This window comes from Streptomyces sporangiiformans (genome assembly GCF_005768555.2).
GTDB lineage: Bacteria > Actinomycetota > Actinomycetes > Streptomycetales > Streptomycetaceae > Streptomyces > Streptomyces sporangiiformans.
Map to the genome: position 1 here is coordinate 72,572 of NZ_VCHX02000123.1, position 14,410 is coordinate 86,981.

The window sequence follows — 14,410 nt, forward strand, 5'->3', positions numbered from 1 at the left end:
CAGTTGGCCGGGGGCGCGAAGGCGATGGTGCGCATGTTGTGCAGCCGGTCGGCGAGCCGAAGAGCCGGGGCGGCAAGGAACCGCCCTCCAAGTCGGCGATGTCCTGGCTCAGTTGGCTGGCCATCCGGCGCGGCCCTGCGTCTGGAATGAGGTGATGTTCCCTGGGCTGTCCTCCGGCGACTTCGTGCGCGCTGAGCTGATCGCCATGGCCGACGGCTATGGCGAATCCGCCGACTCCTGGGCCGACTTGTTGCAGGACTGCGCACATCGGGGCATGCGTGCTCCCGTCCTCGCGGTCGGCGACGGCGCTGCGGACCACGAATCCGATCGAGTCGACCTTCGCCACCGTCCGGCTACGTACCAAGGTCACCCGGGGCGCCGGCAGCGCGGTCGCCGCCCTTGCCATGGTCTTCAAGCTCGTCGAGTCCGCCCAGGCCCGCTGGCGGGCCGTGAACGCACCCCACCGCGTCGCCCTGGTCAGAGCCGGAGCCCGCTTCGCACGAGGTCAGCTCGTTGAACGCTTCGAGAACCTGGCGGCGTGAACAACCCCAACCGAACCACGTCTTGGCTTTTACTCCCTTGCTCTGCCACAAACCTCCACAACAGAACTGAATTCACTTATGGTTCGGTTGATGTCGTTGACGAGGAGGTCAATCATGGCGTTCGTTCTCATCCATGGGGCAAGCTTCGGCGCGAACTGTTGGGACGAGCTGATCCCCCATCTATGTGCGGAAGCGTTGGCGACCGACCTTCCGGGGCGCGGGACCAGGGCCGAAGTCGACCTGGGCACAGTCACTCTCGCGGACTGCGCCGATGCGGTCCGCGAGGACGTCGAAGCGAAGGATCTGTGGGACGTGGTACTAGTCGGTCACTCCTTCGCGGGCGTCACGATCCCGCGTGTCCTGGACCTCATACCTGACCGGATCCGCCACGTCGTCCTCGTGTCGGCCGTGGTGCCGCCGGACAGATCCCGGGTGCTTGACCAGATCGATCCCGGAGTTCGGGGGCTGGTGGAGCAGTCCATCGCCAACGGCGTCTACCACCAGACCCGCGAGGGCGCCGCCGCAATGCTGTGCAACGACATGGACGAGGCGACCGCCGCGTCCACCCTGGACCGGCTGGCCGACGACTCGGCCGCCCTGCTGAGCGAGGCCGTGAACCTGAGCGGCTATGGACGCGAGATCCCCCGGACGTACGTGCACCTCACGCGCGACCAGTGCTACGTCGAGGAACTCCAGCAGCGATCCATTGCGCTGCTTCGGCCCAACGTCATCGATCTCGACACCGGCCACATGGCCATGATCAGTGCGCCCGAAAAGCTTGCCGCCGTCCTCAACGCCATCCACGGCTGATCGCCGGCTCGGCCTGCGGCCGGCGGACCGTGAACGCACCCATGTGTTCTTCCCTCCGTGGGCCACGAGCCGTGAGGTTGGGCTGTCGGGCAGAGGCCAGTCGAGGTGGCGCTGAGTGGTGTCCGGCACGCCGGGACGGCCAGGCCCAGAAGAACCGCCCTAGCCCAGGGATTCCGCGAGCCGCGATGAGTCCTGCGGCGTCCGGCGGTCGTACAGTCGAACCCGTTACCGAGGAGGACGTCTGATGCGCAGCGTGACCTATTCGATGAATGTGTCACTTGACGGCTACATCGTCGGACCGGACGGCAACTTCGACTGGACGGGGCCCGACGAGGAGGTCTTTCGCAGCTGGATCGACGAGACTCGACAGGTCGGCGTCTACCTGTTGGGACGACGGCTGTACGAGACGATGCTGTACTGGGAGACCGCCGACCAGGATCCATCGCTCGACGACTCCAAACTCGAGTGGGCCGCGATCTGGAAGCCGCTCCCGAAGGTGGTGTTCTCCACCACGCTGTCCGCGGTGCAGGGCAATGCCCGCCTGGCTTCCGGCGGCCTGGCGGAGGAGATCGAGCGGTTGCGAGCCGAGCCGGCTGAGGGCAACATCGCGATCGGCGGCGCGACTCTCGCCGCCGAGGCGGCCTCGTTGGGTCTGATCGACGAGTACCGGGTCAGGGTCTACCCGGTGCTGGTTGGCGGTGGCATTCCGTTCTTTCCCCAGCACGAGCGCAGGGTGGATCTCGAACTCGTCGAGACCCGCACCTTCAGCTCGAAAGTCGTCTACCTCCGCTACCGCATGGCGCGCTAGGTGTAGTGCCCCGCAGGGTTGTTGACGCGGGTGATGGGTGGCTGGCCTCCGAGTGCGGTGTGGCAGCGATGGCAGTTGTCGTCGTGGAGGAAGCTGTCGAGAGCTTCGCGGGCTGCGACAAACCAGCACCACACCGCCGCCTGGTCCCCAGCGCCCGGCCCTGGCACCGTCGGAGTCGCCCCGTGTGTAATCGCGGCTGACGCGATACCTCGGCTGTTGCCGCCTTCCGGTGCGCTGTGCGGGCGGGAGACGAACTTCGGCGCGCCAGGACCATTAGGTGGTGGGGAGGGTCTGCTCGGCCCAGATCGTCTTGCCGGTGTACGTCTGGCGGGTGCCCCAGCCCTGCGTGAGCTGGGCGACCAGGAGGAGGCCGCGGCCGCCCTCGTCGTACGTGCGGGCCCGGCGCAGGTGGGGGGTGGTGTTGCTGGCGTCGGAGACCTCGCAGATGAGGTTGCGGTCGCGAATCAACCGGAGCTGGATGGGGGCGCCGCCGTAGCGGATGGCATTGGTAACAAGCTCGCTGACGACCAGTTCGGTGACGAACGCCGCCTCATCCAGGCCCCAGGCGGTCAGCTGCTGGCAGGCGTTCTTACGGGTCTCGGCGACCGCGGCGGGGTCGGGCGGCACGTCCCAGGTGGCGACATGGGCCGTGTCCAAGGCGCGGGTGCGGGCTATCAGCAGCGCCACGTCGTCGGTGGGCCGGGTCGGGAGAAGCGCCCCGAGCACGGTGTCGCAGGTGCTCTCCAAGGACGGGTCCGGCCGGGCCAGCGCCGCACACAGCGCGTCCAGGCTTTCGTCGATGTCCCGGCCCCGGACCTCGATGAGGCCGTCGGTGTACAGCACCAGGAGACTCCCTTCGGGCAGCTCCATCTCGGTGGCTTCGAAGGGCAGGCCACCCAGCCCCAGCGGCGGGCCCGCGGGGACGTCGAGGAACTCCACGGCGCCGTCCGGGATCGCCAGCGCGGGTACGGGGTGGCCCGCGCGTGCCAGGGCGCAGCGCCGGGAGACCGGGTCGTAGACGGCGTACAGGCAGGTGGCGCCGAGGTCGCCGATGGGGCCGGAAGTGCTGTCGGCCTCGGCTGACAGGCGGATGACGACATCGTCAAGGTGGGTCAGCAGTTCGTCGGGAGGGAGGTCGACATCGGCCAGGGTGCGTACGGCGGTGCGCAGTCGCCCCATGGTGGCCGAGGCCCGGATGCCGTGGCCGACGACGTCGCCGACGACGAGGGCGACCCGGGCGCCGGACAGCGGGATCACGTCGAACCAGTCGCCGCCGACGCCGGTCCGGGCGCTGGCGGGCAGATAGCGGGAGGCGACCTCCACGGCGGCCTGAGGGGGCAGCCGCTGCGGCAGGAGACTGTCCTGCAGGGTGAGCGAGGTGCGGCGCTCGCGGGTGTAGCGGCGGGCGTTGTCGATGCATACGGCGGCCCTGGCAGTGATCTCCTCGCCCAGGAGCAGATCGTCCTGCTCGAAGGGGTCCGGGCGCCGATGGCGGGAGAACGTGGCCACGCCGAGAGTGATGCCGCGGGCACGCATCGGCACGGCCAGCACCGAGTGGAAACCGTACCGCCGCATCCGCTCGGCCCGGTCCGGTGTCTGGATCGCCACCTGGGCTATCGCGCGGGCGGTCACGTTCTCGATCACCGGCCGGCCGGTGGCCAGGCACCGGGCCGCGGTCGACTTGTCCGGGTAGGCGGCCACCGTTCCACGCTGAACCACGGCCTCGGGGCAGCCCTCCAGGACGGACTGGTAGGCGACACGGCGCAGCATGACGGGACCGGGCGGCGAGCCGGCGCGCGGGTCATCGCCGCCTTCGATGGCGGGGAGCAGGTCGACGGTGACGAAGTCCGCGAGACGCGGGATGGCCACGTCGGCGAGTTCCTGCGCGGTACGGGCGAGGTCGAGGGTACTGCCGATGCGGATGCTGGCGTCGTTGAGCAGGGCCAGACGCCCCCGGGCCATGTGCTCCTCGGTCATGTCGTGCGCGGAAAGGAGCACCCCCCGCACCGTTCCTTCGGCGTCCCGCACAGGGGTCAGTGACATCGTCCAGAAACCCTCGCGCTCATGGCCCGGCAGACGCAGAGCCGCTTGCACATGCTGCTGTTCCCCGGTCTCCAGCGCCCGCCGCATGGACCTTTCCGTCCGGTCGCTTTGCGGGTCGACCACGATCTCCGATACGCGCAACCCCTGCATCGCCTCTTCGGACAAGCCGATCACACGTTCCATGTCCGCGTTCGCCCACCGCAACCGCAGACCGGTGTCGTAGAACGCCGTCGTACAAGGAGACTGGGTGAATGCCCGCAGCACCAGCGCGTCGTCCTGCGAAGGCGACGGCGGGCGGGCCAGGGGGCAGACCACGAACCACGCACCGTCCGAGCCTGCCTCACTGTCCGACTCCCGGTGGTGGGCCAGCAGGTTCAGAGTGAGGCGATGGCCGTCCTGGTGCAGCAGCGTCGCCGTCCCGTTCCACCTCGGCAGCGTCTTCAGGGACCGCAGTGTCTCGGCAGGCGGCTCCCCGGAGAGCAGCCCGGCCGCGTCCTGGCCGACGACCTCGGCGGGCCGGTATCCCAGCAGGCGCCGCGCCCCCTCGCTCCACCCGGTCACGATGCCGCGCGAATCCACGGTGGCTCTGGCTGTGGCCGTCTCGTCGACGGGATCCTTTCGCCGCGCGGCCCGGTCGTCTCCGGCGGTTTCAGATCGCGTCATGGCGCTCATCCCGCCTTCGCCTCGGTCTTTCCACCATGGGGCGCGGCCCGGCCAGCAGCAACCGATGACGCGCCGCGTGGCATATATGCTAAATGAGGCGATATACGCAAAAACGATAGATTCATTGATGGGTGGCTGAAACGGCTACCAGGAGATGGAGGTCTGCTGCCATGCGTTCCACTGGTGAGGGGACCTGGCTGGGCTCGGCCAAGTGGACCGGGAAGATCTACAGCGGCGGCTGGCGGCAGTCCGAGGGCGGCACCCAACAGGTGAGCGAACCGGCCACGGGAGAACAGCTGGCGGAGGTGGGTGTGGCGGCGCCCGCGGATGTCGCCCGGGCCGGGGCCCTGGCCGCCCGGGCTCAGCGAGACTGGGCCGAGGTGGCTCCACCCGAGCGCGCCGAGGTCCTGCTTCGCGCCTCCCGTGTGCTGCGCGACCACAGCGGGGCCATTCGCGAGTGGATCGTCAGGGAGTCCGGAGGCGTCCCGGCGAAGGGCGACTACGAGATCGCGGCCGGGCGCAGTCAGCTGGCGCAGGCCGCCGGGCTCGCATCGCTGCCTGGGGGCGAGGTCCTAACCCCGCCGGTACCCGGCCAGGTCAGTTACGCGTGGCGGGTACCGCTGGGGGTGGTCGGCGTCATCAACCCCTGGAACGCACCGCTGCTGTTCGCCATGCGGGCCCTCGCACCCGCCCTTGTCCTAGGCAATGCCGTCCTGCTCAAACCCGATCCCCACACCCCGGTGTCCGGCGGCGTCATCGTCGCGCGGATGTTCGAGGATGCGGGACTACCCGAAGGGCTGCTCCACGTCCTGCCCGGAGGTATCGGGACCGGCCAAGCCATCGTGGCCGATCCCCACGTCGCCATGGTCTCGTTCACCGGCTCCACCGAGGCCGGACGGGCCGTCGCCCGCGCCGCGGGCGAGGGGCTCAAGCGAGTGGCCCTGGAACTGGGCGGCAAGAACTCGATCGTCGTGCTCGACGACGCCGACGTCGACGCCGCTGCGGCGTCCGGGGCGATGAGCTCCTTCGGCTATCAGGGGCAGGCCTGTGTCGCCGCCGGACGCCATCTGGTGCACGCCGATCTCGTGGAGCCGTACACCGAATCGCTGATCAGGCAGGCCAAGGCGCTGCGGATGGGCGACCCCCGCGAGGAGGGTGTGGCAATCGGCCCCGTCATCAGCGAACGCCAGGTCGTGAGGATCGAGCGCATCGTGGGCGAGAGCGTGGCCGCCGGGGCGCGGGTGCTGACCGGCGGACGCCGCGACGGGCTGTTCTACCCGCCTACCGTCCTGGACCACGTCGAGCGGACCATGCCGGCCTTCACCGAGGAAATCTTCGGACCTGTCGCCCCCATCGTTCCGTTCCGCACCGACGCGGAGGCCGTAGAGATCGCCAACGACACCGAATACGGCCTGACGGCGGCCGTGCACTCCCGTTCGGTGCCGCGCGCCACCGCCGTCGCCGAGCAGCTGCGCACAGGCATGGTGCACCTCAACGACGTGTCCGCCAAGGACGCCGCGAACGCGCCTTTCGGCGGCATGGGAGCATCGGGCAACGGCTCCCGCATCGGCGGCACCGCCAACCTGGAGCAGTTCACCCAGTGGCGCTGGATGACGATGAGCAGGGCGGCCTGACATCCACGCGTTACGGCCCACCAATACGGTGCGTTCTCGGGTGACCCCATCAGGCCTCGCCCAGACCGATGCTGTGCTGGAGCACGTCGTCACGGGTGCGGGCCGCGCGGCTGTCCCCGGTCCAGTTCTGGTCTCAGTTGCGGGTTCCCGGCCGGGCATGAAGGTGTCTCCCCTACTGCTGGTGCACACCGACCGTCGTCAGATCGGCACCGCTCGTCCGGGCCATCCGCTCCACCAGCGCGGGGTCGAAGGTGGCTGCCGAGGCAAGGAAGGCCGGGTACACCGGCGCGCCCAGGGTCGTGGTCAGACACTCCTCGTGGACGATTGCGGGGAGCCCGAGTCGGGTGTGCCGACCAGGTCGCGCTGGAGCTCCAGCAGCTTGCTCACGCCCTCCCCGGGCGGTTGGCACAGCGATGAGTTTCGGAAGCGTGCTGGGTCTATGGGTGCGATGGCCACCGAAGCCCGCCCAGAGAAGATCGCCAGTCCGTACCCACATCGATCAACCGGACTCGAGGAGAACGACATGACCGCTACCTACACCTTCGACGTCTTTTCCAGCCTCGACGGCTACGGCGCCGCCAGCGCCAACTGGACCGGCTACTGGGGTAAGCAAGGCCCCGAGTTGCTCGACCACCGCCTTGCCTTGTACGGCGCGGAGCAGCGGATGGTCTTCGGGGCCAACACGTATCGGGCCTTCGCGCGGATGCTGGCATCGAGCACCGAGGAATCCGAAGTGCGTGACCCATGGGTCACTCGCATGAGGAGCCTGCCGGCAACGGTGGTATCGACGACGCTGGAAGGCCCCCTCGACTGGCCGAACGCGACCGTCGTGAGCGGTGACGCCGTCGACGTCGTCGCCCGGCTCAAGGAGGAGTCCGAGGTGCCGTTGCGCTCGCACGGCAGCCTGTCGTTGAACCGGGCGCTGATGGCCGCCGGCCTGGTCGACCGCTTGCAGGTGACGCTCTTCCCTGTCATCACCGGTCAGACCGGGCTCGACCCGATCTTCCAGGGTGCGGCCGACTTCGACCTGGAGCTGATCGAGAACCGGACGCTCGACGGTCACATCCAAGAGCTCATCTATCGACCCACCCTCCATTGACCTGACGGATTCGAAGAGGATCTTCGACAACCAAAACCAGCCCGCGAACATCGACAAGTCGCGCACTGGCCCGTCCCCCTCATCGAGTGAGGCTCAAGGTGACAACGCCCGCGGGCTACCAGGAACCAGCGGTATGACCAGCGGTATGACCAGCGGTATGACCAGCTGCCTGCACCAACCGGCTCTCACACGAGACGGATCAACTCACGGGTCCGGTCAGTGCGGTTCGTCCGGTCGCGGCCGGGTGACTGATCCCAAGGTCTGCGCCGCAGGCAGTCAATTGGGCAAGCCGCGGCCGCAGTGGCCAAGTACCTCTGACCAAACAGGCCAACCGTCCTTGACCGCGCAGGTCAGCGGCCGCTCCCGCTGAGTTCGCTGGATCAGGAGTAGAAGTCCCGGCCGTATTCGTCCCGGCTCAGATCGAAGTCGTCCGGACGATCGCGGCGGAGCTCCTCGTACCGCTGCGCGAAGACATCGAGCGCCTGGTGAAGGGTGCACCCCAACGTTTCGCGGATCGTCTTGAGCGCAGGGATGATCCGTTCCTCCAGGATGTCGCGGTCCACGCTCTCGGGCAGCTGTTCCATGGCGCGTGAGCCTACCCGGCGCGGGTGAGCGACCTTCCTCCAGTGGCAAACGGTCAAGGTTCGCTGTCACAGGACATACGCGAGTGTCCTGTGCCGTCGAAGCCTCACCTGTCATAGAAGTCTGGCCACCGGGCAGGTCGCCGCATCAGAGGCTTAACGGCGTGACTTGTGGGACGGCTGGGGCATCGGCATAGGCTGCGTCGATCATCGTGGAAGGGGGACGTTCGTGTCCGGACCAGTCGTACTTGAGGTGGCACAGTGGCAGGGGTCGGGTGCCTCTACGGCCCGTCGGTTGCCCAGCGGGGCTGCCTGGCTCGCCGAGCTGGTACCCGCAGGTCGGCGGCATACGGTCGCGCTCGACAACAGCGTCGGCGACTCGCGGGGCGGCGTACAGAACGCCGATGTGCTGGAGCGCCATCTGCTAGCGGTGCGTGCGGCATTGGCTGAGGTTCCGCCGGGCGAGCGGACAGTGACCATAGGCGGCGACTGCGGGGTCGACCTCGCCCCGATCGAGTCCGCGCTCTCCGTATTCGGGGACCGGCTGGCGCTGGTGTGGTTCGACGCGCACGCAGACCTCAACACTCCGGCGTCGTCGCCTTCCGGAGCCTTCCACGGCATGGTGCTGCGCGCGCTCATCGGCGACGGGCCAGAGGGCCTGCGGCCCGCGCGGAGCCTGTCGGCCGACCGCGTGGTACTGGCGGGCGCGCGGTCACTGGACCCGGGTGAGCAGGACGTTGTCGAGAGCCGCGGCATACGGCACCTCAGCGTCGAGCAGTTGACACAACCAGGGCCCCTCCTGGCCGCAGTGCGCGCCACCGGCGCCGAGGCGGTATACCTTCACATCGACCTCGACGTCCTCGACCCGCAGGTATTCCCGGCCGTCGGCACACCCGAGCCGGGCGGACTCGGCGTAGAGGAGCTGCTCGTAGCAGTGCGGGCACTGACTGAAGAGTTCACCCTCGCCGGCCTTGCGCTCACCGAGTACGAGCGGACGGAAGCCGCCAGCGAGGAGGAGGCGGTACTGCGGCGGATCGTCGACGGACTTTTCGGGCCCGACCGACGCTGAGCAGCGCCTCTGCGCCGGCGCTCTCCATCAAGACCGAACGCCCTCATCAAAGCCGGAGACTCCGCTCAAACTCCGATGGCACACGCTCAACCTTCAGTGGGACAGGACAGACAGCTCTGGCCGGGCCATCCCTCGGCCGTGCCCTGGCTCCGTCGGCGTGGGCGGTTGTCAGTCGACGGAGGCCATGAAGTTCAGCATCCTGCGGTTGATCTCCTCTGCGTGGTCAATCTGCGGTCCGTGGCCCGTGTTGGAGATGATCTCGGCTCGGGCGCCGGGGACCAGGCGCGGCAGACGTTCCGCCTGCCGCTGCGGGTGCACGAGGAGGCTTCGCTTGCCGAGCACCAGATAGAGCGGGGTCCGGATGGTGGACAGCTCCTCCTCGGACAGGGGAAGCGGCGCCGGGCGGCGTATGCGGTAGGCGCGAACGGCCGTTCTGATCATCGTGCGCAGTTCCGGCATGACGAGGACCGGCTGTTCCAGCCAGGCCGCCAGCCGTGGGCGGAGCGCCTTGGGCGCGAAGGTCGCGAAGAGGCCGGCGAAGATCCAGACGAAGAAGCGCAGCCCCACTTTCTCCAGGCCGCCGGGGTCGAGCAGCGTGGTCGAGGCGAGCCGACCAGGCCTGCGATGCGCCTGGTTCAAGGCGAGCCATCCGCCGTAGGAGATGCCGACGAGGTGTACGCGATCGAGGCCGAGCCCGGCGAGTGTCTCGTCCAGCCACTGCGCGGCGCGCTCGGGGTGGTGGATCGGCTCGCGCTGCACGCTGCGGCCGGGATCGCCCGGGGTGTCGATCGCGTAGACCGGGCGGTCTGCGCTGAGGGCGGGGGTGTTCGGGTACCACATGGCGGAGCAGGAGCCCGCCCCGTGCACCAGGACGATGGGGGTGCGGGACCGGGCAGCCTCGTTCGCGGGGCCGTAGCGGTAGACGTGCGTGGTGCCGAAGGACGTCTCCACGTCCTCTTCCGCGAGCGCGGGCGCTCCCAGTGCGTAGACCGCATCGCAGGCCGTGAAGTAGCGCTCCCGCCAGGCATCGCTCACATAGCGGCCGACGTCGGCCTGGGTGCGGGCAGCGGTCTCGGGCATGGCCACCTCCGGCGTCTCGGTTTCGTGATACGAACGTACCACATAGTTGGTACAGCTGTATCATCAAAAGGCCCACGGGAGCGATAGCAGGAACGACGAGCGGAGAACCGGCCGATGCCCAAGCGCGTGGACCACGCAGAACGGCGCACCGAGATCGCCGAGGCACTCGTCCGGGTCGCTGGACGACGCGGGCTGCATGCCGTGGGGATGCGCGATGTGGCAGCGGAGGCGGGCGTATCACTGCGGCTGGTGCAGTACTACTTCGAGACCAAGGAGAAGTTGATGCTCTTCGGGCTCGAGCATCTGGCGGAGAGATTCGGGCAGCGGGTCTCCGCCCGTGTACGGGCTGCCGGGGACAACCCTGGTCCGCGCGCGATGGTCGAGGCGCTTCTGAGGGCAGCGCTGCCGCAGGACGACGAGAGCCGCACCTTCCACCACCTCTACACTTCGTACGCTGTTCTGGCCGTGAACGACCGGGCGCTCGCAGCCCAGCCCTTCATCAAGAACCCTGATGCCGCCGAAGCCGCTCTGACCGAACTCCTCCGGCAGGCGCAAGAAGCAGCTCTGCTCGAGCCCGGTGTGGACGCGCAGTTGGAGGCAGCCGGCCTGCTTGCCATGTCTGCGGGACTCGGCACCAGCATCCTCGTCGGTCAGCGCAGCCCAGAGTCCGCCGCCGCAGTCCTGGACCACCATCTGAACCGAATCTTCCGCACCGGTGATGCGGCTGGTGCCGTGACCGGATAGGTTCACCGGTTGCCTTCGATCGTTCCAAAGAGTCGCCGGGTACGCTCCTGCAGTCTTTGTATCGAGAGGAGTTGCTGAGTGGCCCGGTTAGGTGGACCCGTTCTGCGCACCCAGAGGTTTGTGATGGAGCCGATCCGCCGCGGGGACAGCAACGATCTCTTTGAGGCTGTGGTCAGTCAGGACAGCGTCATGCGATGGCTGGCGACCGGCCGGGCGGACAGCCGATCCGCGGCCGAGGCTATGTGCGACGACGACGTCGGCCACTGGATCAGACACGGCTATGGCAACTTTGCGGTCAGGGACGCCTCAACGCACGCTTTTCTCGGCCGGGTGGGACTGCGTAATCGGGCCCAGTACGGGGTTGACCTCGGTTTCGCCGTGCACCCACGGGCCCAAGGCCTTGGGATCGCCGGCGAGGCGGGCCGTGCGTGCCTGGACCTGGCATTTCGCTGCCTCGCGCTCCCCGCCGTTTTCGCGTTCGTCCTGACCGGAAATGCGGCCTCGATCGCGGTACTGCGCCGCCTGGGCGCCCAGGCGGACGGGACTGTCCAGTCCAGCGGCCTGCACTGTCTGCGCTACCGCTTCGACCCCGCCACCACGGCCACTGCGGAGCATGTGGTGGACCACGGTGGTGCGGACCTACAGCTGATGCATGCGCTGGGCCCGGTTCTCCGGAAGACAAAGCCGCACTCCGCGATGGCCTGTCCGACCCATCCGGGGTGAATGGCCTCGGTCTGGTGTGGGCTGACAAGCAGCACACCCTTACCGCTGTCTGCGAAGGCCGACCGGTGGCTTCCGCGGGATGGCTGCTTCGGGACATGACCTTCGACGGATTGCCGCGCCGCGCCGCGGGACTGGGCGGTGTGCTGGTGCACCCCGCCCATCGAGGCCGGGGCATCGCCCGAACGCTGATCAGCGTCACGGTCGAGCACGCACGAGCGGCCGGCGCCGAGACGATGATTCTGCTCTGCCGCCCGGACCTGATCCCGCTCTACACACAGCTGGGATGGCGCTGTCTCTCCGTGCCCGTCACCGTCCAGCAGCCCGACGGCGCGCGGACATCGCCACTGACCACCATGATTTACGACCTGGCCGGCCTGCCTCATCCCACCATCAGGGTGGACCTGCGGGGCCTGCCCTTCTGATGCGCTGAGCAGAATTCGCCGTGCGGTCAGGCCGCTAGTGCCGTGACCGCAAACGATCACCGGCGTGGTGTGACGGCTGGGTGTCGGCAGCGGTGGATGTCGCGCAGGTCAGCTGAAGGTCGTGCCATGGTCTGTCAGTTGCCTGGTCTAGGGTCGCCCGCATGGCTGAGCCCTCCTTTCTGACCACCGTCCGCGAGTCGTACGACACGGTCGCCGCCGATTACGTCGAACGCGTCCCGCCTCCAGCCGAGATGGACCCGCTGTCACGCGCGATGCTGGCGGGATTTGCCGAACTGGTGCGTACGGCCGGTCTGGGGCCGGCCGCGGACCTGGGGTGCGGCCCCGGACGCGTGACGGCGCACCTGGCCGGGCTTGGGGGTGTCCGTCTTCGGCGTCGATCTGTCGCCGAAGATGGTCGGGCTGGCCCGGCACGCCTATCCGAACCTGCGGTTCACTGAGGGCTCGATGACCGCGCTGGAGATGAGGGACGACGAACTCGGCGGCATCCTGGCCTGGTACTCCACCCATCACACGCCCCCGCAGTGGCTGCCGGATGTGTTCGCCGAGTTCCACCGCACGCTCGCGCCCGGCGGCTACCTGCTCTGGGGAGACTATGTCGGCAATGAGCGGCTGCAGCCGACCCACGGCTATGGCCGTCCGGTGTCCTACGAGTCGTACCTCCTGCCCCTGGACCGCATGGTCGACCTGCTGGACCAGGCCGGACTCGTCGTCACCGCGAGACTGGAACAGGAGCCCGGCGGACGGGTGAACAGACCGCACGCCTGCCTCCTGGCCCGCAAGCCCGAAACGCCCTGACGGGGCTCGTTCCCGGGGTGAGGTCGCTCGGCTGGACCGCCGACGATCACGGGGCGGGCGGTCAGACCGCTGGGTTGAGAGGGCGGCCGCCCCAGCGGATGCCTTTCTCGCTGCGGACACGGGCGCGTTCCCGGCGCTGCGCGGCCAGGACGCCAGGATGGCGTGCGTTCTGGTTGCGCCAGTGCAAGTAGTGATGCAGCGCGCCGGTCTGGACTGGGTGGTTGGGGTGGTTTCGAGTTGGCGAGGGTGAACTGCCGCAGCGGCCCGAAGTGCGCCTCGACCGGGTTCGCCCAGGACGCGTTGGTCGGTGTGAAGCAGAGCTCGACCTTGTTCCTGGCCGCCCATCGGCGGATCTTGCTGCCCTTGTGGGCGGAGAGGTTGTCGAGGATGACGTAGGTGGGGGCGCCGTCCGGGCGGGCCGCCCGGATGCTCTTGAGTACGGCGAGGCTGTGGTCGGTGCCTTTGCGGCGCCGGTTGACGCCCCAGAGAGTGTCGTCGCCGACGGAGTAGCAGCCGTGGAAGTAGCGCACTCCGTGGGTGCGGTGATGGGTCGCCGGCAAGCGGTCGGGCTTGCCCTGCTTCGCCCAGCACAGGCCGGCGGTGGGGCGGATGCCGAGCGGGCCGAACTCGTCGAGGTGGGACTCCTTCCACGTCTTGGTCCGCTGGAACGTCACGCCGCGACGCTGCAGCAGGCAGCGCATGGCCTCGCGTCCAATACGTATCGGGCGGGCCACGTTGCGCCGCAGGTGCTCGGAGGGTTTCCGGACCGACCAGCGGGTGAAGGGCTGACCGAGCTTGACCGGCCGGGTGGTGGCGGTCTGGATGACGAAGTCCTCGTCGTCATCGCTGAGCAGGCGGGGACGGCCTCCCACCCACCGAGGGTCCAGACAGGCCAGCCCGATCTCGTTGAAGCGGTGGATCACGTCGCGGACTGTGTCCTCGTCCGCCTGCACGAGCCGCGCGATCACCGGCACGCTGTTCCCGCCCGCCGAGGCCAGCAGCATCATCGCCCGCCGGAACCGCACCGTGCTCGTACTGCCCCGACGCACAATCCGCTGCAGCTTCTGCCCCTCCTGCTCAGTCAGCCTGCGGACCCTGACCGGTTGCACCATCCCGCCTCCCCGCGCCAATCGGACGTGTCGTCACATCCAACCGACCCGAGGACCACGAACACTACCCCGGTGATCGTTTGCGGTCACAGCGCTAGTTGATGGCCGGCCGACGGCCGATAGTTGGCCATCTCGTTTGATAGGTGGCCAGCGCCCGGATGCGTGTTCCAGTCGGCTGGCGGTCCGGTCCGCGTGCCGAACTCACTGAAATGATGGCGTCAGCGTCGGCTCGAGCTCGAAGAGGCGCGGGACTCACCCCTCCGAACC

General features: G+C 68.5%; 11 protein-coding genes and 4 pseudogenes. 10 read left to right on the plus strand and 5 right to left on the minus strand.

Translation table 11 applies throughout. The features are described 5' to 3' along the window. Positions 1-187: 187 nt before the first annotated feature. The 3 genes and pseudogenes from FGD71_RS16390 to FGD71_RS16400 form a co-directional block, all read left to right on the plus strand. Positions 188-542: pseudogene (locus tag FGD71_RS16390) on the plus strand (IS256 family transposase); the annotation flags it as partial. Between the two features lie 114 nt (positions 543-656). After that, positions 657-1,352 carry an alpha/beta fold hydrolase gene (locus FGD71_RS16395; protein ID WP_119101193.1) on the plus strand — a complete coding sequence of 232 codons (696 nt, stop codon included), beginning with the start codon at positions 657-659 and terminating at the stop codon, positions 1,350-1,352. A gap of 244 nt (positions 1,353-1,596) precedes the next feature. After that, positions 1,597-2,160 carry a dihydrofolate reductase family protein gene (locus FGD71_RS16400; RefSeq protein WP_119101194.1) on the plus strand — a complete coding sequence of 188 codons (564 nt, stop codon included), beginning with the start codon at positions 1,597-1,599 and terminating at the stop codon, positions 2,158-2,160. Here FGD71_RS16400 and FGD71_RS50200 read toward each other — a convergent pair. Beyond that, a pseudogene (locus FGD71_RS50200) lies at positions 2,157-2,267 on the minus strand (IS481 family transposase); the annotation flags it as partial. The gene FGD71_RS16400 and the pseudogene FGD71_RS50200 overlap by 4 nt on opposite strands. Positions 2,268-2,433: 166 nt before the next feature. Then, positions 2,434-4,866: a SpoIIE family protein phosphatase gene (locus FGD71_RS16410; RefSeq protein WP_162931147.1), complete on the minus strand. Its 2,433-nt coding sequence runs from the start codon at positions 4,864-4,866 to the stop codon at positions 2,434-2,436. A 170-nt stretch (positions 4,867-5,036) separates the two neighbouring features. Here FGD71_RS16410 and FGD71_RS16415 point away from each other — a divergent pair, with 170 nt between their 5' ends. Then, a complete protein-coding gene (locus FGD71_RS16415) occupies positions 5,037-6,500 on the plus strand; it encodes an aldehyde dehydrogenase family protein (RefSeq protein ID WP_119101196.1) in 1,464 nt (487 codons plus the stop codon). 523 nt (positions 6,501-7,023) lie between these two features. Beyond that, on the plus strand, positions 7,024-7,599 hold the full coding sequence (locus FGD71_RS16425; protein ID WP_119101198.1) for a dihydrofolate reductase family protein: 576 nt from the start codon (positions 7,024-7,026) through the stop codon (positions 7,597-7,599). 380 nt (positions 7,600-7,979) lie between these two features. Here FGD71_RS16425 and FGD71_RS16430 read toward each other — a convergent pair whose 3' ends face one another. Further along, positions 7,980-8,183 (minus strand): hypothetical protein, encoded by a 204-nt coding sequence (locus FGD71_RS16430; RefSeq protein WP_119101199.1) that lies wholly within the window; start codon positions 8,181-8,183, stop codon positions 7,980-7,982. A 292-nt stretch (positions 8,184-8,475) separates the two neighbouring features. Between FGD71_RS16430 and FGD71_RS16435 the strand changes: the two genes are divergently transcribed. Next, on the plus strand, positions 8,476-9,249 hold the full coding sequence (locus tag FGD71_RS16435) for an arginase family protein (RefSeq protein ID WP_240436613.1): 774 nt from the start codon (positions 8,476-8,478) through the stop codon (positions 9,247-9,249). A 168-nt stretch (positions 9,250-9,417) separates the two neighbouring features. Here FGD71_RS16435 and FGD71_RS16440 read toward each other — a convergent pair whose 3' ends face one another. After that, a complete protein-coding gene (locus FGD71_RS16440) occupies positions 9,418-10,329 on the minus strand; it encodes an alpha/beta fold hydrolase (protein WP_119101225.1) in 912 nt (303 codons plus the stop codon). A 114-nt stretch (positions 10,330-10,443) separates the two neighbouring features. Here FGD71_RS16440 and FGD71_RS16445 point away from each other — a divergent pair, with 114 nt between their 5' ends. The 4 genes and pseudogenes from FGD71_RS16445 (at position 10,444) to FGD71_RS16460 (ending at position 13,034) form a co-directional block, all read left to right on the plus strand. Continuing rightward, positions 10,444-11,073, plus strand: coding sequence for a TetR/AcrR family transcriptional regulator (locus tag FGD71_RS16445; RefSeq protein ID WP_119101201.1), 630 nt, complete (start codon positions 10,444-10,446; stop codon positions 11,071-11,073). Positions 11,074-11,196: 123 nt separating this feature from the next. After that, complete coding sequence (locus tag FGD71_RS16450) at positions 11,197-11,796, plus strand: GNAT family N-acetyltransferase (RefSeq protein WP_240436619.1); 600 nt, start codon at positions 11,197-11,199, stop codon at positions 11,794-11,796. 14 nt (positions 11,797-11,810) lie between these two features. Next, on the plus strand, positions 11,811-12,218 hold the full coding sequence (locus tag FGD71_RS47415) for a GNAT family N-acetyltransferase (protein ID WP_181359217.1): 408 nt from the start codon (positions 11,811-11,813) through the stop codon (positions 12,216-12,218). 161 nt (positions 12,219-12,379) lie between these two features. Next, positions 12,380-13,034: pseudogene (locus FGD71_RS16460) on the plus strand (class I SAM-dependent methyltransferase). Positions 13,035-13,345: 311 nt separating this feature from the next. On the opposite strand, the pseudogene FGD71_RS16465 reads toward FGD71_RS16460, so the two are convergent. Continuing rightward, positions 13,346-14,146 (minus strand): annotated as a pseudogene (locus tag FGD71_RS16465) (helix-turn-helix domain-containing protein); the annotation flags it as partial. Between the last annotated feature and the right edge of the window lie 264 nt (positions 14,147-14,410).

What these genes read in the sequence shown, in the direction of transcription:
- FGD71_RS16430 (WP_119101199.1), bottom strand. Translation starts at nt 8,183, where the DNA reads ATGGAACAGCTGCCCGAGAGCGTGGACCGCGACATCCTGGAGGAACGG.
- FGD71_RS16450 (WP_240436619.1), top strand. Translation starts at nt 11,197, where the DNA reads ATGGAGCCGATCCGCCGCGGGGACAGCAACGATCTCTTTGAGGCTGTG.
- FGD71_RS16395 (WP_119101193.1), top strand. Translation starts at nt 657, where the DNA reads ATGGCGTTCGTTCTCATCCATGGGGCAAGCTTCGGCGCGAACTGTTGG.
- FGD71_RS16415 (WP_119101196.1), top strand. Translation starts at nt 5,037, where the DNA reads ATGCGTTCCACTGGTGAGGGGACCTGGCTGGGCTCGGCCAAGTGGACC.
- FGD71_RS16440 (WP_119101225.1), bottom strand. Translation starts at nt 10,329, where the DNA reads ATGCCCGAGACCGCTGCCCGCACCCAGGCCGACGTCGGCCGCTATGTG.
- FGD71_RS16425 (WP_119101198.1), top strand. Translation starts at nt 7,024, where the DNA reads ATGACCGCTACCTACACCTTCGACGTCTTTTCCAGCCTCGACGGCTAC.
- FGD71_RS16410 (WP_162931147.1), bottom strand. Translation starts at nt 4,866, where the DNA reads ATGACGCGATCTGAAACCGCCGGAGACGACCGGGCCGCGCGGCGAAAG.
- FGD71_RS16445 (WP_119101201.1), top strand. Translation starts at nt 10,444, where the DNA reads ATGCCCAAGCGCGTGGACCACGCAGAACGGCGCACCGAGATCGCCGAG.
- FGD71_RS16400 (WP_119101194.1), top strand. Translation starts at nt 1,597, where the DNA reads ATGCGCAGCGTGACCTATTCGATGAATGTGTCACTTGACGGCTACATC.